Below are 23237 nucleotides of genomic sequence, written 5' to 3'. Positions count from 1 at the left end.
GGAGGCAAGCGGAGCGCCTGCTCCCACCCGTTCGCCATTGAGCGATTCGGGTCCGGTCACCTGGTGAGGGACTTTCCTGTCCTGATCTCAGGTCGTGCACTTGGCGTGCACCCAGACCGGTCGAGCGGGCCCAGGCTGTCGCCTGGGCCTTCTGCTTTCGGTCAGACGCCAAGCGCATCGCCGCGAACCCGGCGGTGCGGAACACGATTGAGGGAGGCCACATCAGCGTCGAGCCACGCATCAACGATCAGATCAGGGCACGTGAGGTCCGACTGGTCGGCCCCGAGGGCGAGCAGGTGGGCATCGTCCCGCTGGAGCGCGCCCTGCAGTTGGCCGCCGATGTCGATCTGGATCTGGTCGAGGTTGCGCCCATGGCACGCCCGCCGGTCTGCAAGCTCATGGACTTCGGCAAGTTCAAGTACGAGAGCGCGCTCAAGGCCAGGGAAGCCCGGCGTAACCAGCAGCAGACGGTCATCAAGGAGATGAAGCTCCGGCCGAAGATCGACTCGCACGACTACGAGACCAAGAAGGGTCACGTCGTGCGGTTCCTCAAGGCCGGGGACAAAGTCAAGGTGACGATCATGTTCCGCGGTCGCGAGCAGAGCCGCCCGGAGCTTGGCTTCCGCCTCCTGCGCAAGCTGGAGGAAGAGGTCGCGGAGGTCGGTTTCGTCGAGTCGTCGGCGAAGCAGGACGGGCGAAACATGATCATGGTGCTCGCGCCGCACCGCAGCGCGAAGCTCGCCGCCCGCAAGGGTGACGAGGGGACCGGTGCGGAGGAGGCCGAGGAGGCCGTGGCCGAGTCCTCGGCACAGGCCTGACGACGCTTGCTCGATGAGGCACCTGCCGCACAGCCCCCGCTGTGCGGCGAGATTCTGTAACAGGGGAGAACTTCCTAATGCCGAAGATGAAGAAGCACAGCGGCATGGCCAAGCGGGTCAAGGTGACCGGCACTGGCAAGATCATGCGCGAGCAGACCGGTCTGCGCCACCGCCTGGAGGTCAAGTCCTCCAAGGAGACCCGGAGCCTGAGCGGCACGGTCCCGGTGGCCAAGGCTGACGAGAAGCGCATCAAGAAGATGCTCGGCCGCTGACGCGCGCCTTTTAGACGGAAACCTTTAAGGAGAAGCTGATATGGCACGCGTCAAGCGGGCGGTCAACGCCCAGAAGAAGCGCCGGACACTGCTCGAGGCCGCCAGCGGTTACCGCGGCCAGCGCTCCCGCCTGTACCGCAAGGCGAAGGAGCAGATCCTCCACTCGATGCAGTACGCCTACCGCGACCGCAAGGACCGCAAGGGCGACTTCCGGCAGCTGTGGATCACCCGCATCAACGCGGGCGCTCGTGCCAACGGCATGACGTACAACCGCCTCATCCAGGGCCTCAAGCTCGCTGGTGTCGAGGTGGACCGCAAGATCCTGGCCGACCTGGCCGTCAACGACGAGGTCGCGTTCGCCGGCATCGTCGCGGTGGCCAAGAAGGCCGTCGCCGAGGCTCAGGCCGCCTGAGCCCGTCGGTGACGCAGCACTTCCAGCGACCCGGGGACCCGCTGTTCACGCAGCGGACTCCCCGGGTCGTTGCCGCTGTCAAGCTGCACCGCCGCCGGGACCGGGAGAAGGCCGGGCGTTTCCTGGCCGAAGGCCCGCAGGCGGTGCGCGAGGCCATCGAGGCCGACGCGGTACGCGAGATCTTCGTGACCGAGGACGGCCACGCCCGCCACCGCACCCTGCTGCGTGGCACGAACTTCTCCGTGGTGACCGACGAGGCGATGCAGTCGCTGGCCGACACGGTCACCCCGCAGGGCGTCATCGCCGTCTGCGACCTGCTCGACGTGCCCCTGGACGCGGCCCTGGCCCGCGCGCCCCGGCTGGTGGCGGTGGCCGTGGAGATCCGCGACCCCGGCAACGCCGGCACGGTGCTGCGCACCGCCGACGCCGCGGGCGCCAGCGCCGTGATCTTCGCCGGCGACGCCGTGGACCCCTTCAACCCCAAGTGTGTACGCGCCTCCGCCGGCAGCCTGTTCCACCTCGACGTGGTCCGCGCCCCCGACGCCGCGGCGACCCTTGCCGCGCTACGCGAAGCAGGCCTGCGCACCCTGGCCACCTCCGGCTACGGCGCGACCGACCTCGACGACCTCGCCGACGACGGCTCACTCGCGCAGCCCACCGCGTGGCTGTTCGGCTCCGAGGCGCACGGCCTGCCCGACGACCTGCGCGACGCCGCCGACGCCGCGGTGCGCGTGCCCATCCACGGCCGTGCCGAGAGCCTCAACCTCGCCGTCGCCGCCGCGGTCTGCCTCTACGCCTCCGCCCGCGCCCAGCGCCGCCCGGCCTGACTCGCGAACCGCGTCGTCACCCGGCCCGCTTTTTCATAGACGTTGGCCTATTACATCGAGTTTGATCTACAAATAGTCGATGTAATAGGCCAACGTCAATGCCAGGACGGGTAACGGGGGCGCGGGCGGGACGGTGGGGCGGTATGCTCCTGGACGAGAACCTTGGAGAGGGAAGAACTGTCATGAAGCGCCGTTCCTTTAGCCAGCCCGCCGGTGGCGGGCGGCGGAACTGACTGCGCTCAGCTCTTCCTCTCAGGTCGCACCGGTGGGCGGCGGCGAAGCCGCGCGTGCCCGTCCTGGCCCTACGCCTAGACTGATCCGGTTGCCGATCTGGAGTTCTGATGACATACCGTCACGATCCGTACGACCCCAAGCAGGCCGCGATGCTCGATCCGGCCGCCCTCGACGACGCCGTCGCCGCGGCCGACAAGGCCTTCGCGGACGCCAACGACCTTGACGCGCTCGCCGTGCAGAAGGCCGCGCACCTGGGCGACCGCTCCGCGGTGTCGCTGGCCCGCCGCGAGATCGGCGCGCTGCCGCCGGCCGCGAAGTCCGACGCGGGCAAGCGCGTCAACGAGGCCCGCACCGCGATCCAGGCCGCGTACGACGCCCGCCACGTGGTCCTGGAGGCCGAGCAGGCGCAGCGCGTGCTGGAGACCGAGGCCGTCGACGTCACCCTGCCCTGGGACCGCCGCCCGCGCGGCGCCCGCCACCCGCTGACCACGCTGATGGAGCGGGTCGGCGACCTGTTCGTCGGCATGGGCTACGAGATCGCCGAGGGCCCCGAGGTCGAGCTGGAGTGGGCGAACTTCGACGCGCTCAACATCTCGCCCGACCACCCGGCCCGCGGCCTGATGGACACGTTCTGGGTGAAGGCCGCCGAATCGGCCACCGGGGCCACCGAGTCGGGGCTCGTGCTGCGTACGCACACCTCGCCGGTGCAGGCCCGCACCATGCTCAGCCGCAAGCCGCCGATCTACGTGGTGGTGCCGGGCCGGGTTTACCGCACCGACGAGCTCGACGCCACCCACGCGCCGGTCTTCCACCAGGTCGAGGGCCTGGTCGTGGACAAGGGCATCACCATGGCGCACCTCAAGGGCACGCTGGACCACTTCGCTCGCGCGATGTTCGGCCCGGACGCGCGCACCCGCTGGCGGCCGCACTACTTCCCGTTCACCGAGCCGTCGGCCGAGTTCGACGTGTGGTTCGCCGAGCACCGCGACGGCCCGCGCTGGGTCGAGTGGGGCGGCTGCGGGATGGTCAACCCGAACGTGCTGCGGGCCTGCGGCATCGACCCGGAGGTGTACTCCGGGTTCGCGTTCGGCATGGGCATCGAGCGGACCCTGATGTTCCGCAACGGCCTGAGTGACATGCGGGAAATGATCGAAGGCGATGTGCGGTTCACCCGCGCGTTCGGCATGGAGGTGCACTGACCATGAAGGTTGGACTGTCATGGCTGCGTGAGCATGTCGAGCTGCCCGCGGACCTCACCGAGGCCGATCTCGACCTCGCGCTCAACGACCTCGGCATCGAGGTCGAGGAGATAGCGGACCAGCGCCACTCGGTGCAGGGCCAGCTGGTGGTCGGCCGGGTGCTGACCATCGAGGAGCTCACCGAGTTCAAGAAGCCGATCCGTTTCTGCACCGTGGACGTTGGCCAGGCCAACGGCACCGGCGCGCCGCAGGAGATCGTCTGCGGCGCCCGCAACTTCGCCGAGGGCGACCGCGTCGTGGTGATCCTGCCCGGCGGCGTGCTGCCCGGCGGGTTCGCCATCGGCGCGCGCAAGACGTACGGCCGCAACTCGCACGGCATGATCTGCTCGGCGGCGGAGCTGGGCCTGTCCGGCGACCACGACGGCATCATCGTGCTGCCCGAGTCGCTGGACGCCAAGACCGGCGACGACGCCCGGCCCGTGGTCGGCCTGGACGACATCGAGGTGCACGTCACGGTCACACCCGACCGCGGATACCAGATGTCGGTGCGCGGCCTGGCCCGCGAGCTGGGCCACTCGTTCAAGGCCCGGTTCACCGACCCCGGTTTCGCGCCCGCCCCGGGCGGCACCGCGGCGCCGGCCTGGCCGGTGACCATCCAGGACACCCTGGGCTGCGACCGGTTCGCGGCCCGGCTGGTGCGCGGGGTCGACCCGAGCGCGCCGACCCCGGACTGGATGGCCAAGCGCCTGCTCACCGCCGGTGTGCGTACGCTCGGCCTGGCCATCGACATCACGAACTACGTGATGCTCGAACTGGGCCAGCCGATGCACGCCTTCGACGCCGACCGGATCACCGGCGGGCTCGTGGTGCGCCGGGCGACCGAGGGGGAGAAGCTCACCACCCTGGATGGTCAGGCCCGCGTGCTGTCCGCCGAGGACATGGTGATCTGCGACGACACCGGCCCGATCTCGCTGGCCGCCGTCATGGGCGGACAGACCTCCGAGGTCGTCGACGGCACGACGAACGTGCTGTTCGAGGCGGCGCACTGGGACCCGACGATGGTCGGGCGCACGGCACGGCGGCACAAGCTGTTCAGCGAGGCCGCCAAGCGCTGGGAGCGCGGCGTCGACCGGCAGCTGTGCCTGGTCGCCGTCGAGCGTGCGGTGCAACTGCTGGTCGAGTACGGCGGCGGCACGGCGGGCGCGGAGATCCTCGACCTGAACCACCCCGGCGACCCGACCATGATCTCGATGGCGGCGACCGAGCCCAGCCGGCTGATCGGCGTGGACTACTCCGTCGACCGCATCGGTGACCTGCTCACCGAGGTGGGCTGCGACGTCGCGGTGTACGACGACCGCGTCGACGTGATCACCCCGTCCTGGCGGCCCGACCTGCGCCAGCCCGCGGACCTCGTCGAAGAGGTCGTGCGGCTGGACGGCTTCGAGAACGTGCCCAGCGTGCTGCCCGTCGCCCCGCCCGGCAACGGCCTGACCGCGTCGCAGCGCCGCAAGCGCTCGGTGGGCCGGGCGCTGGCCGAGCACGGCTACGTCGAGGTGCTGTCGTTCCCGTTCGTCTCGGCGGGTGCGCTGGCCGCGCTCGGGCTGCCCACGGACGCGGTGCGGCTGGCCAACCCGCTGTCCGACGAGGAACCGCTGATGCGGACCAGCCTGCTGCCGCCGCTGCTGACCGCGCTCAAGCGCAACGTCGGCCGGGGCCAGCGCGACGTCGCGCTGTTCGAGCAGGGCCTGGTGTTCCTGCCCGACCTGTCGGCCGGTGTGCCGCCGGTGATGGGTGTGGCGGGCCGTCCCGACCCGGCGCTGTGGGAGAAGGCCAACGCCTCCGTCCCGGCGCAGCCGTGGCACGTGGCCGTCGTGCTGGCCGGGGAGTTCGAGCGCTCCGGCTGGTGGGGTCCGGGCCGGGCGGCGTCCTGGTCGGACGCGGTGCAGGCGGCACGCGAGGTGCTGTCGGCCGCGGCCGTGCCGGACGCGTCGATCACGGTCGCCGCCGTCCAGCAGGCGCCCTGGCACCCGGGCCGGTGTGCTGCGATCTCGGTCGACGGCGCCGTCGTCGGGTACGCGGGCGAGCTGCACCCGGCCGTCTGCACCGCACTGGACCTGCCCAAGCGCACCTGCGCGATGGAGCTGGACCTGGACGCGGTGCCGCTGCCGGGGCCGACCCCGCCGCCGGTGTTCTCGACGTTCCCGCCAGCACTGATCGACGTGGCCCTGGTGCTCGCGTCGGAGGTGCCCGCGGCGCAGGTCGAGGCGGCCCTGACCGAGGGCGCGGGCCCGCTGCTGGAGTCGGTGCGGCTGTTCGACGTGTACACGTCCGAGCAGCTCGGCACCGGCCAGCGCTCGCTGGCGTACAAGCTGACGTTCCGCGCGCCGGACCGGACGCTGACCGTCGAGGAGGCGGTCGCGGCCCGGGACGCGGCGGTGGCCGTCACGGCGCAGCGTTTCGGCGCGGTCCTGCGCGGCGCCTGATGTTCGTCCCCGACATCGCCGCTGCGAAGCGGGTCATCGCCGGACGCGAGTTCGACTTCGACCGCCAGGTCGCGGTGATGGCGGTGGTGAACCGGACCCCCGACTCGTTCTACGACAAGGGGGCCACCTACGCGCTCGACGCGGCGGTCGCGGCAGTGGATGCCGCGGCCGCCGCCGGCGCGGACTGGATCGACATCGGCGGGGTCAAGTTCTCCCCCGAGGGCGGCGAGGTCCACGCGGACGTCGAGCTGGAGCGGGTGCTGCCGGTGGTGCAGGCCACCGTCCAGCGGCACCCGCACCTGGTGATCAGCGTGGACACCTTCCGCGCCGACGTCGCCCAGGTGTGCCTGGATGCGGGCGCGCACGTCGTCAACGACACCACCGGCCTGCACGACCTGGCGCTGGCCGACCTGGTCGCGCAGCGCCCGCACACCCAGCTGATCGTCACGCACAGCCGGGCCAGGCCGCGCACCCACTTCCCGCGCCCGCAGTACGCCGACGTGGCGGGCGAGATCGCTGACTTCCTGCGGTCGCGGGTCGCGGTGGCGCTGGAGCGGGGCGTGCGCCCGGAGCAGATCGTCATCGACCCGGGCCACGACCTGAACAAGAACACGTTCCACACCCTGGAGCTGACGCGGCGGCTGCCGGAGATCGCCGCGGTCGGTTACCCGATGCTGGCCGCGGTCTCCAACAAGGACTTCATCGGCGAGACGCTGGACCGCCCGCAGGGGGAGCGGCTGTCCGGCAGCCTCGCCGCCGCGGTGGCCTCGATCATGCTCGGGGCCAGGATCGTGCGTATGCACAATGTGCGCGAGTCCGTGGACGCCGTGCGCATGACCGAGGCGATCCTGGGCTGGCGGCAGCCCGCCTACACCGTGCACAACATGTGAGGTCCGCGTATGCGCAGGTTGTCGCCCGAACCGGCTGGTGAGTTGTCCGATGAGGAGCTGCTCGCGGCCTATCCGCGTGCGGCCGGGCCGCTGCTGCGGGTCAACATGATCACGTCGCTGGACGGGGCGGCCACGCTCGAAGGCCGCTCCGGCTCGCTGGGCAGCCCGGCCGACCAGGACCTGATGAAACGGCTGCGGATGCAGGCCGACGTGGTCGTGGTCGGCGCGGGCACGGTCCGGGTCGAGGGGTACGGCGCCACCCTGCTCGACGCCGGGGCCCAGGCCTGGCGGGTCGCCCACGGGCTCACCCCGCACCCGCGGTTTGCCGTGGTGACCCGCGGCGGCGCCGTCCCGGAGAAGTTCTTCGAGGACCCGCCGGTGCGGCCGATCGTCGTCACGCACGCGTCCGCGCCGCACGCCTACCCGGACGCCGCCGAGGTGATCGACTGCGGCGACTCCTCGGTCGACCCTGCGGTGATGGTGGCCGAACTCGTCGCCCGGGGCCTGTCCCAGATCCTCTGCGAAGGTGGCCCCCACCTGCTGGGCAGCCTGATCGCCGCCGATCTCGTCGACGAACTCTGCCTCACCGTCAGCCCGACCCTGGCCGGCCCCGGCTCCGTCCGCATCGTCGCCGGCCCGCCCTCGGCCCCGCGCCACATGCGCCCCAAGCAAGTCCTGACCGACGGCACCCACCTCTTCCTCCGCCACACCCGTACCCGCTGAACAGTCCGTCGCGCCCGTGGTCCGTAAGGGCCCCACACGACACATGATCATGAGGCTTGCCTGGTGCGTCCGTGCGTTTTCTGAGCCTTCGTCCGCCCGGCTGCCAGGCGTCTCGCGGATCCCGATATTCCGCTGCGGTGTGCTCGTTTCGGGACGCTCATGCGTCCCGAAACGAGCACTCGTCGGCGGGGTCCTTTGCCCGGACCGCGAGTGGCGAGCGAATGGCGGGTCAGGCGGTGGCGGCGGCGGGTTCGTGGGTGGCGGCGGAGGTCACGACGGGGGTGTCGGCGCGGAGGTGGCGTACGCCGTGGTTGGCGAGCATGCCGATGACCCCGAGGGTCATCACGGCCGCGGCGCAGAGCAGGGCGTTCTCGGTGCCGATCCATCCGTCGAGCGGGCCGGCGAGAACCTGGCCGACCGGGATCGCCAGGAACGAGCCGAGCATGTCGTAGGAATACACCCGGGCGAGCCGGTCGGCGGGCACGTGCCGCTGCAGCGAGGAATCCCAGGCGATGGTGAACTGCTCGACGGCCACGCCGGCCAGGAAAGCGCTGATCACCAACACGGGCAGCACCGGCCACTCGGCGAGGGTCACCGTCGGCAGCACGAAACCGATCATGCAGGCGCACCCGACCAGCAGCGGTCGGCGCACTCGCAGCCGTAGCGCCAGCACCGCCCCGGCGACCATCCCGGCGGTCTGCACCGCCAGCACGATGCCCCAACCGGAGCGCTCGATGGTCCGGTCGGCGATGGTTGGTCCGAGCACGCCCATCGCGCCGGAGTGCGCCGCGTTGATGAACATGAAGGCCAGCACGACGGTCCAGACCCAGCTGCGGGAGACGAACTCGGTCCAGCCCACGCGCAGCTCGTGCAGGGTGCTCTGGCGCGGCGCCGTGCGGTCGCGCACCTCCGGTACGCGTACCAGGGCGAACGCAAGTGCGCTCAGCGCGAACGTGGCGGCGTCGGCGGCCAGCCCCCAGCCGGGGCCGACGGCGGCGACGAGTACGCCGCCCAGCGCCGCGCCCGCGATCATGGCGGTGTTGCCACCCAGGCGGTTGAGCGCGTTGGCCGGGGTGAGCATCTCCACGGGCACGGTCTGCGGCACCAGCGCCGCGGTCGCCGGCATGGCGATCGCGCTGACCATGCCGTTGACGGCGCTCAGGGCGATCAGCAGGGGGATGGTCGCGGTGCCGGTGAGCACCAAGGCGGCGACCGCGGCCTGGGTGAGGGCGGCCAGCGCGCTGGAGCCGACCATGACCATGTGCCGGGGGAGCCGGTCGGCGAGCACGCCGCCGAAGAGCACGAACAGCACGTTGGTCAGGGACCGGGCCCCGACGACCAGGCCCAGGGCGATGGGGGAGCCCGTCAGGTCGAGCACGGCGAACGCCAGCGCGATCGGCGCGGCGGCGTTGCCGAGCAGGCTGATCACCCGGCCGGTGACAAGGTGGCGGAACGGGGCGTGGCGTAGCGGCGCCAGCGACTCGCGGAAGGTGGTCATGCCTGCTCCTGGGGGTGCGGGGTGGGGGCGTCGTCGTGCATCCGGAACAGCGCGATGGAGGCGCTGACGCGTACCGTGCCGGGGCTGTGCGGGCGCTGGGCGAGGCGGTGCAGGTGCTCGCTCGCCTGGGCGACCCGGTCGCGGATCTTTCGCCACTCGTCCAGGTCGATCCAGAGTTCGGCGTCGGTGAGGGTGCCGACGGAGTCGGGGCCGGTGACGATCGCGCGGGCGCGCCGCTGCAGTTCGGCGGCGAGCGCGGCGTACACGATCTGGACGTCCTCGGGCTGCGGGTGCGCCCGGTCGCCGCGCGGGGCGAACGCCTTGTCGACGTCGTAGCGGTAGCGCTTGGCCTGCCCGCCGCGGATCTTCTCCTGCCCGGCGACCTCGATGGTGGCGGCGTTGAGCAGCAGGCGCAGGTGGTAGCTGGCGTTGGCGTGCGTGATGCCGAGTTCGCGGGCGACCTCGGCGGCGTTCATCTCCGCGCCGGTGAGCAGCGACAGGATGCGCAGCCGGATCGGGTGGGCCAGGGCGCGCAGGTCCCCGGTGACCGTGCGGCCGGTCTGCGCCGCCGGAGCCTCATCTCCCAAAGACATGTTGGGGAGTCTAGACCACCAAACGGTTCTTGGGGAGTGGTCGAGAGCAACCCCGACGCCCTCCCGCCCGTTAGTGATCACGCCTATTGGTTCACTAACGGGGGTTTTGTGAAAATCCGTCTCCTGGTCGCCGCGCTCGCCGCGGCGATGCTCGTCCCGCTCGCCCCGGCCGCCGAAGCGTCGGCCACTGTCGGCTACGGGCGCGGCGAATGCCGTCCCGGCACGCCCGCGATCGCGCCGGCCACCCAGGTCTTCTTCGACCCGGCCCGCCCGGAACTCGGCCCGAAGCCGCTGCCGCGCTCCGGCGTGGTCGGCCCGCTGCTGCACGGTTACCAGCGCTTCGGCGCGCTGCCCGAGGCCGACTTCGTGGCGCAGTTCCGCGACGGCGCGAACTGGGTCTACCCGCCCAACGACGGCTTCATGAGCCACGGCGACATGGTCGACCGCAACCCGCTGGAACTCGCCGTCGGCGCCCGGCTCGACCGGTTCGGCTTCGCCGGCGGCTCCTTCCTGGCCCCGGTGCGCACGCCGTACGCCGACCGGGCGCTGCCGCCGCAGAACCTGAACACGCCGGAGAGCGCGCCGCAGGCCAACTACCACGTGTACTGCGTGGCCAAGGCGTTCACGGTGGACGCGGGCATGACCGCCCCGTGGTTCGGCCAGCCCGGCCTGGGCATGCAGTACAAGCTGATGCCGTCCTACCTGCCCGAGTCCGGCACGCAGCTGAGCGTGACCTGGCTGCTGGCCAACGGCTACCTGGTCGAGGAGTTGCCGGCGGTGCGCGGGTGATCCCCGATCGGCACGTGCTCGTCACCGCGCTGCTCGAAGCGGGGCAGGCGCCGGAATCCTTCCAGGTGCCGGGCGTGCACGAGCACGTGCCGATCCCCACCGACTTCTGGTTCCTGCGTCCGGCCGGCGACCGCTGGGAGATCGGCTCCTACGAGCGCGGGGTGTACGACGTCCGCGAGGTTCTCGACACCGAGGCGGCCGCCTGCACCCGGTTCTACGAGGTGCTGACCGGCTTCCCTGATGACTGACGCGTCCGGGATGAGTGACGCGGGCCTCATTTGCATGAACATGCACCGGGCCGTATGCTCATGGCGAATGTTTATGCGGAGGTAGGTATGGGAATCCGGATCGGCGTCGCCGGGGCCAGCGGGTACGCGGGCGGCGAGCTGCTGCGCCTCATCGCCGGGCACCCCGAGTTCGAACTCGTCGCGGCCACGGCCCACAGCCAGGCCGGCAAGCCGGTCGCGGCGGTGCACCCGCACCTCACCGGGCTCGACCTCATTCTGACCGAGACCACTGCCGAGGTCTTCGCCGACACCGACCTCGTCTTCCTGGCCCTGCCGCACGGCGAGTCGGGCGCGGTCGCTGCGGGCTTGCCCGCCACCGCGAAGGTGGTGGACCTGGGCGCGGACCACCGGCTGCACGACGCGGCGGCGTGGACCCGCTACTACGGCGGCGAGCACGCCGGGGCCTGGACCTACGGCCTGCCTGAGCTGCCCGGCCAGCGTGAGCTGATCGCCGGATCGGCCCGGGTGGCCGCGACCGGCTGCTACGCCGTAGCCACCACGCTCGCGCTCGCGCCGCTGCTGCACAGCGGGCTGGCCGAAGCCGAGGACGTGGTCGTGGTCGCCGCCTCCGGCACGTCCGGGGCGGGCAAGTCGGCCAAGCTCCACCTGCTGGGCAGCGAGGTGATGGGGGACCTCAGCCCGTACAAGGTGGGGTCGCACCAGCACGTGCCGGAGATCAAGCAGGCCACCGGCGCGGCGAGCCTGTCGTTCACCCCGGTGCTCGCGCCGATGCCGCGGGGCATCCTGGCCACGGTCACCGCCAAGCCCACCAACTGCGACATCACCGCGAGCGTGGTGCGCGCGGTGCTCGCCGACGCGTACGGCGACGAGCCACTGGTGCACCTGCTGCCCGAGGGGGCGTGGCCGCACACCGCCGCCGTGCTCGGCTCGGCGAGCGCGCACCTGCAGGCCACCGTCGACGTGGACAGCGGCCGGATCATCGTGGTCTCCGCGATCGACAACCTCGGCAAGGGCGCGGCGGCGCAGGCCGTGCAGTGCGCCAACATCATGTTCGACCTGCCGGAAACCTCCGGCCTGTCCGTCTTCGGAGTCGCACCATGACCGTGACCTCCCCCAAGGGTTTCCGGGCCGCGGGTGTCGCCGCAGGGCTGAAGGGCACCGGCGCGCTGGACCTGGCGCTGGTCGTCAACGACGGCCCCGACGCCACCGCCGCCGGCGTGTTCACCGCCAACCGGGTCAAGGCCGCCCCGGTGCTCTGGTCGCAGCAGGTGATCAAGGGCCGCGCGGTCAAGGTCGTGGTGCTCAACTCCGGCGGCGCCAACGCCTGCACCGGACCGGGCGGTTTCCAGGACACCCACTCCACCGCCGAGTACGTCGCCTCCCGGCTGGGCGGCATGGGCGCGGGCCAGGTCGCGGTCTGCTCGACCGGGCTGATCGGCGAGCGGCTGCCCATGCCCAAGCTGCTGGCGGGCGTCGACGGCGCGACCAAGGCGCTGGCCAAGGCGGGCGGCTTCGCCGCGGCGGAGGCCATCATGACCACCGACACCCGGCCCAAGGTGGTCGAGGTGGAGACCGGCGACGGCTGGACCGTCGGCGGCATGGCCAAGGGCGCGGGCATGCTCGCCCCGTCGCTGGCGACGATGCTGTGCGTGCTCACCACCGACGCGATGGCCGGCGGCGACGCCCTCGACGAGGCGCTGCGGGAGGCCTGCCGGCTCACCTTCGACCGGCTCGACTCCGACGGCTGCATGTCGACCAACGACACGGTGCTGCTGCTGGCCTCCGGCGCGTCGGGCGTCGAGCCTACGCAGGAGGAGCTGACCGCCGCCGTCACCCGGGCCTGCCACGAGCTGGCCCAGCAGCTGCTGGCCGACGCCGAGGGGCACACCAAGCAGATCGCCATCGAGGTGATCAACGCCGACTCCGAGGAAGACGCGGTGATCGTGGGCCGCGAGATCGCCCGCAACAACCTGGTCAAGACCGCGCTGTTCGGCAAGGACCCCAACTGGGGCCGGATCCTGGCCGCCGTCGGCTGCACCGACGCCGTGTTCGAGTCCGACGAGCTGGACGTCGCCATCAACGACGTGTGGATCTGCCGGGCCGGGGCCGCCGCCGAGGACCGCAGCAAGGTGGACCTGTCCGGGGTCAACGTGCACATCACCGTGGACCTCAACGCCGGCGACCACAGCGCCACCGTGTGGACCAACGACCTGTCCCACGCGTACGTGCACGAGAACTCGGCGTACTCGTCATGAGCGAGCGGAGCGCGCTCATCATGCGGCCCGGTGAACATTCCGCCGACGAGCGTGGCGAGGAGAAGGCATGACTCCCGAGGAGAAGGCCGCCGCGCTGGTCGGCACGCTGCCCTGGCTGACGAAGCTGCACGGCGAGACGATCGTGGTCAAGTACGGCGGCCACGCGATGACCACGCCGCAGCTGCGCGCGTCGTTCGCGGCGGACATCGCCTACCTGCGCGCCGTCGGGCTGCGCCCGGTCGTGGTGCACGGCGGCGGCCCGCAGATCTCGGCCATGCTGGACCGGATGGGCATCGCCTCGGAGTTCAAGGGCGGACTGCGGGTCACCACCGCCGAGGCGATGAGCGTGGTCCGCATGGTCCTGCTGTCGGTCGGCAAAGACCTGGTCACCGAGATCAACGGCCACGGCCCGCACGCGGTGGGCCTGTCCGGCGACGACGCCGGCCTGTTCACCGCGGTCCGCCGCCCGGCCGTGATCGACGGCGAGCCGGTCGACATCGGCCAGGTCGGCGACGTGCTCAACGTCGACACCTCGCTGATCGACGGCCTACTGGCGGCCGGGCGCATCCCGGTGGTGTCCACGGTCGCCCCGGACGTGCACGGCGTGCCGCACAACCTCAACGCCGACACCGCCGCCGCCGCGCTCGCGATCGCGCTGGGCGCGCGCAGGCTGATCGTGCTCACCGACGTGCCCGGCGTGTACGCGAACTGGCCGGACACCGGCAGCCTCATCTCCAAGATGACCGCCAAGGAGCTGGAGGTGCTGCTGCCGAGCCTGTCCGCAGGCATGGTGCCGAAGATGGAAGCCTGCCTGCGCGCGGTGCGCGGCGGGGTACCCGCCGCGGCCGTGGTCGACGGCCGCGTCCCGCACTCCACCCTGCTCGAGATGTTCACCGACGAGGGGTTCGGCACCATGGTCGTCCCCGATGACCTGGATGGGACGCCGTCGTGAGCGAGCGGACCATGGGACTCAGCGCCGGTCATGGCGCCGACGAGTGTGACGAGGAGAAGCCATGACGCTGACGCAGCGGTGGCAGCAGTCGCTGATGGACAACTACGGCACGCCGCCGCTGGCGCTGGTCAGCGGCGCGGGCTCGGTCGTGGTGGACGAGGCGGGCCGCTCCTACGTCGACCTGCTGTCCGGTATCGCGGTCAACGCGCTCGGCCACGGCCACCCGGCCGTCGTCGCCGCGGTGACCAGGCAGATCTCCCAGCTCGGGCACGTGTCCAACCTGTTCGTCGCCGAGCCGCCGGTGGCCCTGGCCGAGCTGCTGCTCGCGCTGACCGGCCGCCCCGGCAAGGTGTTCTTCGCCAACTCCGGCGCGGAGGCCAACGAGGCCGCCTTCAAGCTCGCCCGGCGCACCGGGCGCACCCACGTGGTCGCCTGCGAGCAGGCGTTCCACGGCCGCACCATGGGCGCGCTGGCGCTGACCGGCCAGCCCGCCAAGGCCGACCCGTTCCGGCCGCTGCCGGGCGACGTCACCCATATCCCGTACGGCGACGTCGAGGCCCTGGCCGCCGCCGTCACCGACCGGACCGCCATGGTGATCCTGGAGCCGATCATGGGGGAGGCGGGCGTCGTCCCCGCCCCGCCCGGCTTCCTCGCCGCCGCCCGGGAGATCACCGCCCGGCACGGCGCGCTGCTGGTGCTCGACGAGGTGCAGACCGGCGTCGGCCGCACCGGCCACTGGTTCGCCCACCAGGCCGAGGGCGTCACCCCCGACGTGATCACCCTGGCCAAGGGACTCGGCGGCGGCCTGCCCATCGGCGCGACCATCGCCTTCGCCGACGGCGCGTTCGCCCAGCGTCACCCCGGCGGCGCGGCGGCGCTGTTCACCCCGGGCCAGCACGGCACCACCTTCGGCGGCAACCCGGTGGCCTGCGCCGCAGCGCTCGCGGTGCTGCGCACCATCGCCGCCGACGGTCTGCTCGACCACGTCAAGCGGGTCGGCGAGCAGATCCGGCGGGGCATCGAGGCGCTGCACCACCCGCTGGTCGACGGCGTACGCGGCACCGGCCTGCTGCTCGGCGTCGTGCTCACCGCGCCGGTCGCCCCGGCCGTGCAGAAGGCACTGCTCGACGCCGGTTTCATCGTCAACGCCGCACAGCCGGACGTGATCCGGCTCGCCCCGCCGCTGATCCTCACCAGCGCCCAGGCCGACGCGTTCCTGGCCGCGCTCGGCGCGGCCCTCGACCTCGCCGCGCCCGCTCTCCCGCCCGCGACATCCGCCCAGCCCGCCACGACCGCGCAGCTCGCGACGACGGCGCAGGCCGCGCTCGTGGCGCAGGCCGGTTCCCCGACCGAGACCGGAGCCTCAGCATGACCCGGCACGCTGCCACCTCGAGCAGACGGCACTTCCTGCGTGACGACGACCTGACCTCGGCGGAGCAGGACCAGGTCCTGACGCTCGCCCAGGAGTACGCCGAGAACCGGCGCGGGCACCGCAAGGCCCTGGACGGCAAGGCGATCGCCGTGCTGTTCGAGAAGCCGTCGCTGCGCACCAGGGTGTCGTTCGAGGTCGGCATCTCCGAACTCGGCGCGCACGCGGTCCTGATCGACGCCACGAACACGCACTTCGGCCGCGGCGAGACCATGTCCGACGCGGCGAAGGTGCTGTCCCGGTACGTCGACGCGATCGTGATCCGGACCTTCGAGGACACCCGGATCGAGGAGCTGGCCGCGGCGGCGACGGTGCCCGTGGTCAACGCGCTCACCAACCACTTCCACCCCTGCCAGGTGCTGGCCGACCTGCAGACGGTGCGGCAGCGGCTGGGGCACACGCAGGGCCGCACGCTGACCTACGTCGGCGACGCGGCCAACAACATGGCGCACTCGTACCTGCTCGGCGGCGCGGTGGCGGGCATGCACGTGCGCATCGCCGGGCCGTTCGGGTTCACCCCCGACCGGGCGATCCTGGCCCAGGCGGCCGAGGTCGCCGCCCGCACCGGCGGTTCGGTCACCGAGTACACCGAGGCCAAGGACGCGGTGTCCGGGGCGGACGTGATCGCCACGGACACCTGGACCTCGATGGGCCACGAAGGGGACGGGCTGGACCGGATCACCCCATTCCTGCCGTACCAGATCAATGCCGCGCTGCTGGCCCACGCCGACTCGGACGCGATCGTGCTGCACTGTCTGCCCGCCCACCGCGGCGAGGAGATCACGGATGAGGTGATGGACGGTGCGGCGAGCGCGGTTTTCGATCAGGCTGAGAACAGACTGCACGCGCAGAAGGCGCTGCTGACGTTCCTCATGGAGCAGGCATGACCGACGGTTCTCCGCATGGAACCGAGCGAAGCGAGGTGACGGCATGAGCGAGCTTCGCGAGCGAATCATGACAAGTGCCTCCCTTGACGGAGCCGAGCGAAGCGAGGTGACGGCATGACCGCGCCGATGACCCGCACCGCCCGCCACGCCCGGATCGAGGAGTTGATCCGTAGCGGCGCGGTGACGTCGCAGACCCAGCTCGCCGAGTTGCTGGCGGCGGACGGGGTGCAGGTGACGCAGGCGACCCTCTCTCGTGACCTGGAGGAGCTGGGCGCCGTCAAGGTGCGCGGCCGCGACGGCGCACCCGCCGTCTACCTCATCCCGGAGGACGGCCACCCGGCGCTGCGCCCAGCCGCCATGGGCCCCGCCCGCCTGATCCGCCTGCTGCGCGAGGTCCTCAACGGCACCGACCACAGCGGCAACCTCGCCGTCCTGCGTACCCCGCCCGGCGCGGCCCACTACCTGGCCAGCGCCATCGACCGCAGCGGCCTGCCCGACCTCGTCGGCACCATCGCCGGCGACGACACCATCTTCGTGGTCGCCCGCGACCCCGCCGGCGGCGAAGCCCTCGCCGCCAAGTTCGCCGGCTGGGCCGGCCTCGACAACGCCTCCGACGACCTCCTCGTCATCGAAGACGACCTCTCCTGACCCACCCGCGCGCTTGACCCCGTCGATCATGAACTTATGGACGCGGTGGGGAGTCCCAGGTGGATCGCCGTTCAGGCGAGCCGCCAGGACGAGCCACCAGCGAGGGTTCGACGGCGTGTCATCGCCACAAGTTCATGATCAACGAATGAGAAGGACGGAACAGACATGACCCGGCTCTGGGGAGGGCGGTTCGCGGACGGACCCGCCGAGGCGCTGGCACGGCTGTCAGTGAGCGTGCACTTCGACTGGCGGCTCGCGCCGTACGACCTCGCCGCCTCGCGCGCCCACGCCCGCGTGCTGGCCGCGGCCGGCCTGCTCGACCCCGACGAGCTCGGGAGGATGCTGGCCGCCATCGACGACCTCGACGCCGCGGTGGCGACCGGCACCTTCCGGCCCACCATCGAGGACGAGGACGTGCACACCGCGCTCGAACGCGGCCTGCTGGAGCGCCTCGGCGCGCTCGGCGGCAAACTGCGCGCCGGCCGGTCCCGCAACGACCAGGTCGCCACCGACCTGCGGCTCTACCTGCGCGACCACGCCCGCGACCTGGCCGCCCGCATCACCGAGCTGGCCGACGCGCTCACCGAGCAGGCCGGCCGCCACGTCGACACGCCCGCCCCCGGCCTCACCCACGTGCAGCACGCCCAGCCGGTCACCTTCGGGCACTGGCTGCTGGCCCACGTGCAGCCGCTGCTGCGCGACCTGGACCGGCTGCGCGACTGGGACGCGCGCACCTCGGTCAGCCCGCTCGGCGCCGGCGCGCTGGCCGGATCCGGCCTGCCGCTCGACCCGGGCGCGGTCTCCAAGGAGCTGGGCTTCCGCACCTCGTTCGCGAACTCCATGGACGCGGTGAGCGACCGGGACTTCGTCGCCGAGTTCCTGTTCATCACCGCGCTGCTCGGGGTGCACCTGTCCCGCCTGGGCGAGGAGGTGGTGCTGTGGACCTCGTACGAGTTCGGCTGGGTCGAACTGGACGACGCCTTCGCCACCGGCTCGTCGATCATGCCGCAGAAGAAGAACGCCGACATCGCCGAGCTCGCCCGGGGCAAGGCCGGCCGCCTCATCGGCGGGCTGGTCAACGTGCTGACCATGCTCAAGGGCCTGCCGCTGACGTACGACCGCGACATGCAGGAGGACAAGGAACCCGTCTTCGACGCCGTCGACACGCTCAGCCTGGTGCTGCCCGCGCTCGCCGGAATGATCTCCACCATGACGGTACGGGTGGACCGCCTCGCCGCGTCGGCGCCCGTCGGCTTCTCGCTGGCCACCGAGGTGGCGGACTGGCTGGTCCGCAAGGGCGTGCCGTTCCGCGACGCGCACGAGATCACCGGGCAACTGGTCGCGCTGTGCTCGGTGCGCGAATGCGAGCTGCACGAGGTCAGCGACAGCGACCTCGCCACCGTCAGCGAGCACCTCGACCCGTCGGTGCGCGACGTGCTCACGGTGAAGTCCGCCCTGGCCGCTCGGACCACGCCCGGCTCGACCGGCCCCGGCCCGGTCGCCGACCAGCTCGCCTCGGTCGTCGAGCAGCTCAAGACCTGGCACGCCTGGGCCGCCGAGGACGTCGTCCCGCACTGACCCCGATGCCGAGCCACGCCACCGGCCCTCCGCCGTGGCGTGGCGCGGCGTCAGACGCGGCCGTACGCGCGCAGGGTCAACAGGCGTTCCACGGCGACCAGGCCCTTCGCCTCCCGCTCGGCCAGCAGCCACGCCTGCGCGTCGACGTCGGCCCAGCTCCAGGTGAGCGGCCACGACCCGTCCGGGAGTTGCCTACCCAACACGTAATCCAGATTGGCCGCGATCGACGCCTGTTCCACCGCCGGGGCCAGCGGAGAGTCCGGCGTACGCGCCACGTCCAGCGGCTGCAGCAGATACTCCGTCCACGCCTCCGGCTTGTTCTCCACCAACCGCGCCGCGGCGCTTCGCATCGCGGCGATCGCCCGCAGCCGCGCCACCTCGGGCAGATTCCGGGCCTGGGCGAACAGCTCCGCCGCGGTCAGATCACCGCGATCCAGCCCGCCCGAACCGTCGGCCCAGCTCTCCAGCCGGGCCAGCACCGTCTCGGTCAGCTCGGCCAGCAGCGCGGGCGGGACCAGCTCCCGGTACTCCCACAGCGCCCCGGCCAGGCCCGCCGTCGGGTTGAGCACGCAGTCACCGAAGGTGCGGCCGATATCGGCGTAGGTCCACCACGGGGCGCGCGGGGAGTCCTCGCTCTCCTGGGGCACGATCCACCAGCGCCGCCCGGCGGAGTCGTAGGTGTCGAGCAGATAGGCGACGGCACGGCGGACCAGCGGTTCATCGGCGCTCGCCCCGATCTCGTGCAGCACCGTGCAGGCGCACCACGTCGCCACCGCCGACGACACCGGGGTACGCAGATCAGGCTCCAGTGCGTGCCCGAAACCGCCGTCGTCGTTCTGGTACACGGCCAGCTCGTCGAGCACCGCCCGCGCCGGACCGGACTCGAAATGGAACAGCAGGCGAGCCCGGTCCAGCGGCCGCCCCTGCTCGAACACGAACTCCCTGGCCCGTGTGAAGACAGCGGCCCGCGGGAAGACAGTCGACATCCGCCGATGTTCGCCGACGGGTACGACAGCATGGATTTTGCATTCCGGCACCAGCCGGGGTTCCCTGGTGGCGTGGCCGAACCCGTGGACTACTCGCTGCTCGACGCCCCCGCCTCGCACGTCGTCGACACCGCGCGCGGCCTGCTGGGATGGCAGCTGGAGGCCAATGGGGTGCGGGTCAGCATCACCGAGGTCGAGGCGTACGCGGGCGTCGGCGAGGATCCCGCCTCACACAGCCACCGCGGCCCCACCGAGCGCAGCTCGGTGATGTTCGGCCCGGCCGGCGTCCTCTACGTGTACTTCGTGTTCGGCATGCACTGGTGCATGAACGTGACCGCCGGCCACGAGGGCGAGGCGGCCGCGGTGCTGCTGCGCGCCGGCAAGGTGATCGGGGGAGTGGAGCTGGCCCGGGCGCGGCGCGGCCCGGTCGCCGACCGCGAGCTGGCCCGGGGACCGGCCAGGCTGTCGGTGGCGCTGGGCATCGACGGCTCCGCCAACCGCACCTCACTGCTCGACGGCACCGGCCCGGCCCGGCTGATCCCGGCGCCCGCTCCGCCGGGCGTGATCAGGTCCGGCCCGCGGGTGGGCGTGGCGGCCGCGCACGACGTGCCCTGGCGCTTCTGGCTGGACGGCGAACCGTCCGTGAGCCCCTACCGCCGCCACACCCCGCGTCGCCGCACCGGCACACCCCGCCCTACATAGACGCTGGCCTATCACATCGAGTTCGATCTCGAATTTATCGATGTAATAGGCCAGCGTCCATGAAAATCGGGGTCGGCCCGGCAGAGCTAGGCCGCGTCGGGGCGGAGGACCGCGCCGACGCCTTCGTCGAGCTGGACCTCGCTCGCGCTGACGATGATCAGTTCGGCGTCGTTGAGCACTGCGGCGCGGACCAGCGCGTCCTCGGCGCGTACCGGATGGGCTCGGGACGCCCCCAGCTGCCGCAGCCGCTCCTCGCTCGCGGACAGGTCCGCGGGCGAGTCGCCGATCCACACCCGGGCCCTCGCCAGCACGGCCGGGTCCAGCAGCAGCGCCTCGACCTGCTGGTTCTCGAACGCGGCCAGGGTGTCGGCAACTCCGCACGCGGCCGGCTCGGCGGCACCGTCGGGCCGCGGCCCGCCGTCGCGCTGTGCCAGCAGCGGCGTCACATGCGGCAGCGGGGCCATCTCGGCGCTGTCGGTGCACAGCGGCTCCGGCATCGCCTCCGCGTAGTGCACCCGGCCCTGCGCGGCGAAGACGGCCAGGCCGTGCCGCTCGCGCGGGCGGCGGTACTGCGCGAGCGCCCCCTCCAGCGCCAGCAGTGTGGGTTCGTCGATGCCCTCGTCGAGCAGCGTCTCGCGGGCGGCCCGCCAGCGCAGCTTCAGCGCCGCGGCGGTCGCTTCGGTGTGATCGGTCCCGTCGATGTACAGCGACGCCCACGGACCTGGGATTTCATACATGGCGCGAAGAAACGACAGTTCCATGACGGCGCTATGCCCGCGCCCCGACCGCCGCAACCTCGCGATCGTGCCAGGTTCGGCGTCCCGCGCACGCGGTCTGTGCGCTCCCGGCGCTGAGCTGTGGCGACGGCTGCGGCGAGGCCGGGCGCGCCGGCTCGGGCGGCAGGGGAAACCGGCTGTCGGCCGGTCAGCACGATGCGCGACAATCGACGGCGTGACGGACATCCTCGAAGATCTGCAGTGGCGTGGCCTGCTGCAGGACTCCACCGACCTGGACGAGCTGCGCAAGCACCTGGCTGAAGGGCCGGTGACGTTCTATGTCGGGTTCGACCCGACCGCGCCCAGCCTTCAGGTCGGCAACCTGGTGCAGGTGCTGACCGCGCGCCGGCTCCAGCAGGCGGGGAACACTCCGGTCCTGCTGGTGGGCGGCGCGACCGGATTGATCGGCGACCCCAAGGCCGAGGGCGAGCGCCTGCTCAACTCGGAGGAGACCGTCGCCGGGTGGGTGGACAAGATCCGTCGGCAGGTCGAGCCGTTCTTCGAGTTCGACGGCGCCAACGCGGCCCGCATGGTCAACAACCTGGACTGGACGTCGCCACTGTCGGCGATCGAGTTCCTGCGCGACGTCGGCAAGCACTTCCCGGTGAACCAGATGCTGGCCCGTGAGGTGGTCAAGGCGCGGCTGGAGAGCGGCATCAGCTTCACCGAGTTCGCGTACCAGATCCTGCAGTCGCATGACTTCTACCAGCTCAACCAGCGCTACGGCGTGACGCTGCAGCATGGCGGCTCGGACCAGTGGGGCAACATCATCGCCGGCGTCGACTTCAACCGGCGCAAGGGGGTGCGCGGCGTGCACGCGTTCACCACCCCGCTGATCACGCGCGCCGACGGCACCAAGTTCGGCAAGAGCGCCGAGGGCATGTCGGTCTGGATGGACGCCGCCATGACCAGCCCGTACGCCTTCTACCAGTTCTGGTTCAACGCGGCCGACGCCGACATCGTGAACTACCTGAAGGTGTTCAGCTTCCGCTCGCACTCCGAGATCGAGGAGCTGGCGCGGGAGACCGCGGAGCGGCCGTTCGCGCGGGCAGCGCAGCGGGCGCTCGCCGAGGAGCTGACCACGCTGCTGCATGGCAAGGATGAGTGCGAGCAGGTCATCACGGCCTCGCAGGCGCTGTTCGGCCGTGGCGCCCTCACCGACCTGGCACCGGGCACGTTGCGCTCGGCTCTGTCGGAGGCCGGCCTGGTCGAGGTCGACGAGCTGCCGAGCGTGGCGGTGTTGTTCAAGGAGTCCGGCCTGGCGGCAAGCCTCGGCGAGGCGCGGCGTGCGGTCGCCGAGGGCGGCGCGTACATCAACAACGAGCGGATGACCGATGCCGACACCCCGGTGTCGGCCGACCTCCTGTTGCACGGCAAGTACCTGGTGCTGCGCCGGGGCAAGAAGACCATTGCGGGCGCTGAGCTGCGGAAATAGCCTCGCGCCCATGATGTGACGCGGGACGCGTCCCCCCGATTTGCGGGTGGCGGCGCGTCCCGCGTAATGTTCTCTCTGCCAGCGCGGAACGGACAAAACAGCCGAGACCGGAAGGTCGGAGCAAAGAGGCCGGAGCGCACCGGGTGGGGCCGATTTGATCGGCCGAAACCAACCGGGTATGGTTACCGAGCCGGTGACGAGCCGGGCGGATGAGCTCGCCGAGAATCTTCTCGGAGGAAGCCGTCGGCCGGGTCGCTGGTTCTCCTCGAACCTCGTACGGACCTCAGCGGTTCAGCGTGTTCGGGGTGTCCAAACGGACGAGCCGGACAGATCCGAAAATTCGGATTTGACACGGAACGGCCGGATGGGTAAGCTAAGAGAGTTGCCCCGGAGGCGGCCAGGGAGACCTGGACGACGCGGTGTGTGCTTGTTCTTTGAGAACTCAACAGGGTGCTATTTAAGCCAAGTGCCAATTATTGGCCATCCCGGTTTTGGTCGGGGTGGTTGCTTTGGTGATGGATTCGGATTCGGACATTTATTTGTCGGGGTTTGATCTTTTGCCGGGTTTTTGAATTCTTTTTGGAGAGTTTGATCCTGGCTCAG

Annotated in this window: 23 protein-coding genes; 19 read left to right on the top strand and 4 right to left on the bottom strand. The window is 71.4% G+C overall.

Annotation, left to right across the window (positions count from 1 at the left end):
• Positions 1-239: 239 nt before the first annotated feature.
• The 8 genes from infC (at position 240) to FLL47_RS41285 (ending at position 7858) form a co-directional block, all read left to right on the top strand.
• Positions 240-818 (top strand): translation initiation factor IF-3, encoded by a 579-nt coding sequence (infC, locus tag FLL47_RS41320; protein WP_144128194.1) that lies wholly within the window; start codon positions 240-242, stop codon positions 816-818.
• Between the two features lie 77 nt (positions 819-895).
• Complete coding sequence (gene rpmI / locus FLL47_RS41315; protein ID WP_144128147.1) at positions 896-1090, top strand: 50S ribosomal protein L35; 195 nt, start codon at positions 896-898, stop codon at positions 1088-1090.
• 40 nt (positions 1091-1130) lie between these two features.
• Entirely contained in the window at positions 1131-1502 is a 372-nt protein-coding gene (gene rplT / locus FLL47_RS41310; protein WP_144128146.1) for a 50S ribosomal protein L20, read from the top strand.
• Positions 1503-1510: 8 nt separating this feature from the next.
• Positions 1511-2329: a TrmH family RNA methyltransferase gene (locus tag FLL47_RS41305; protein ID WP_246159322.1), complete on the top strand. Its 819-nt coding sequence runs from the start codon at positions 1511-1513 to the stop codon at positions 2327-2329.
• A 341-nt stretch (positions 2330-2670) separates the two neighbouring features.
• A complete protein-coding gene (pheS, locus tag FLL47_RS41300) occupies positions 2671-3762 on the top strand; it encodes a phenylalanine--tRNA ligase subunit alpha (protein WP_144128145.1) in 1092 nt (363 codons plus the stop codon).
• A gap of 2 nt (positions 3763-3764) precedes the next feature.
• A complete protein-coding gene (pheT, locus tag FLL47_RS41295) occupies positions 3765-6245 on the top strand; it encodes a phenylalanine--tRNA ligase subunit beta (protein ID WP_144128144.1) in 2481 nt (826 codons plus the stop codon).
• Complete coding sequence (gene folP, locus FLL47_RS41290; protein WP_144128143.1) at positions 6245-7135, top strand: dihydropteroate synthase; 891 nt, start codon at positions 6245-6247, stop codon at positions 7133-7135. Before pheT ends, folP begins: the two co-directional genes overlap by 1 nt.
• Before the next feature lie 9 nt (positions 7136-7144).
• On the top strand, positions 7145-7858 hold the full coding sequence (locus FLL47_RS41285; RefSeq protein WP_144128142.1) for a pyrimidine reductase family protein: 714 nt from the start codon (positions 7145-7147) through the stop codon (positions 7856-7858).
• Between the two features lie 229 nt (positions 7859-8087).
• Here FLL47_RS41285 and FLL47_RS41280 read toward each other — a convergent pair whose 3' ends face one another.
• Entirely contained in the window at positions 8088-9356 is a 1269-nt protein-coding gene (locus tag FLL47_RS41280; protein ID WP_144128141.1) for an MFS transporter, read from the bottom strand.
• Positions 9353-9949 (bottom strand): helix-turn-helix domain-containing protein, encoded by a 597-nt coding sequence (locus FLL47_RS41275; protein ID WP_144128140.1) that lies wholly within the window; start codon positions 9947-9949, stop codon positions 9353-9355. The genes FLL47_RS41280 and FLL47_RS41275 overlap by 4 nt, the downstream gene beginning before the upstream one ends.
• Before the next feature lie 108 nt (positions 9950-10057).
• On the opposite strand from FLL47_RS41275, the gene FLL47_RS41270 reads away from it, so the two are divergent.
• The 9 genes from FLL47_RS41270 to argH all read left to right on the top strand — a co-directional run bounded on the left by FLL47_RS41270 (position 10058) and on the right by argH (position 18735).
• Positions 10058-10738 (top strand): TNT domain-containing protein, encoded by a 681-nt coding sequence (locus FLL47_RS41270; protein WP_222106437.1) that lies wholly within the window; start codon positions 10058-10060, stop codon positions 10736-10738.
• A complete protein-coding gene (locus FLL47_RS41265; protein WP_144128139.1) occupies positions 10735-10986 on the top strand; it encodes a hypothetical protein in 252 nt (83 codons plus the stop codon). Before FLL47_RS41270 ends, FLL47_RS41265 begins: the two co-directional genes overlap by 4 nt.
• Positions 10987-11073: 87 nt before the next feature.
• Entirely contained in the window at positions 11074-12087 is a 1014-nt protein-coding gene (argC, locus tag FLL47_RS41260; RefSeq protein ID WP_144128138.1) for an N-acetyl-gamma-glutamyl-phosphate reductase, read from the top strand.
• Positions 12084-13241, top strand: coding sequence for a bifunctional glutamate N-acetyltransferase/amino-acid acetyltransferase ArgJ (gene argJ / locus FLL47_RS41255; RefSeq protein ID WP_144128137.1), 1158 nt, complete (start codon positions 12084-12086; stop codon positions 13239-13241). The genes argC and argJ overlap by 4 nt, the downstream gene beginning before the upstream one ends.
• A gap of 67 nt (positions 13242-13308) precedes the next feature.
• Positions 13309-14193: an acetylglutamate kinase gene (argB, locus tag FLL47_RS41250; RefSeq protein WP_144128136.1), complete on the top strand. Its 885-nt coding sequence runs from the start codon at positions 13309-13311 to the stop codon at positions 14191-14193.
• A 61-nt stretch (positions 14194-14254) separates the two neighbouring features.
• On the top strand, positions 14255-15565 hold the full coding sequence (locus FLL47_RS41245) for an acetylornithine transaminase (RefSeq protein ID WP_144128135.1): 1311 nt from the start codon (positions 14255-14257) through the stop codon (positions 15563-15565).
• Positions 15562-16509 carry an ornithine carbamoyltransferase gene (gene argF, locus FLL47_RS41240; protein ID WP_144128134.1) on the top strand — a complete coding sequence of 316 codons (948 nt, stop codon included), beginning with the start codon at positions 15562-15564 and terminating at the stop codon, positions 16507-16509. Before FLL47_RS41245 ends, argF begins: the two co-directional genes overlap by 4 nt.
• A gap of 114 nt (positions 16510-16623) precedes the next feature.
• Entirely contained in the window at positions 16624-17157 is a 534-nt protein-coding gene (locus FLL47_RS41235; protein ID WP_144128133.1) for an arginine repressor, read from the top strand.
• A gap of 165 nt (positions 17158-17322) precedes the next feature.
• A complete protein-coding gene (gene argH / locus FLL47_RS41230) occupies positions 17323-18735 on the top strand; it encodes an argininosuccinate lyase (protein ID WP_144128132.1) in 1413 nt (470 codons plus the stop codon).
• A gap of 50 nt (positions 18736-18785) precedes the next feature.
• On the opposite strand, the gene FLL47_RS41225 is transcribed toward argH, so the two are convergent.
• Complete coding sequence (locus tag FLL47_RS41225) at positions 18786-19721, bottom strand: hypothetical protein (RefSeq protein ID WP_144128131.1); 936 nt, start codon at positions 19719-19721, stop codon at positions 18786-18788.
• A gap of 84 nt (positions 19722-19805) precedes the next feature.
• Between FLL47_RS41225 and FLL47_RS41220 the strand changes: the two genes are divergently transcribed.
• The gene (locus FLL47_RS41220) at positions 19806-20423 is read left to right on the top strand and encodes a DNA-3-methyladenine glycosylase (RefSeq protein ID WP_144128191.1); all 618 of its coding nucleotides are present in this window, start codon (positions 19806-19808) and stop codon (positions 20421-20423) included.
• A gap of 86 nt (positions 20424-20509) precedes the next feature.
• Here the strand turns inward: FLL47_RS41220 and FLL47_RS41215 are convergent, their stop codons facing one another.
• Positions 20510-21160, bottom strand: coding sequence for a hypothetical protein (locus FLL47_RS41215; RefSeq protein ID WP_144128130.1), 651 nt, complete (start codon positions 21158-21160; stop codon positions 20510-20512).
• A 205-nt stretch (positions 21161-21365) separates the two neighbouring features.
• Between FLL47_RS41215 and tyrS the strand changes: the two genes are divergently transcribed.
• Entirely contained in the window at positions 21366-22634 is a 1269-nt protein-coding gene (gene tyrS, locus FLL47_RS41210) for a tyrosine--tRNA ligase (RefSeq protein ID WP_425457832.1), read from the top strand.
• Positions 22635-23237 lie beyond the last annotated feature (603 nt).

This window comes from Catellatospora sichuanensis (assembly GCF_007483665.1).
Taxonomy (GTDB): domain Bacteria; phylum Actinomycetota; class Actinomycetes; order Mycobacteriales; family Micromonosporaceae; genus Catellatospora; species Catellatospora sichuanensis.
The sequence above is the reverse complement of the archived record's forward strand: the minus strand, read 5'-3'. Positions and strand labels throughout refer to the sequence as shown.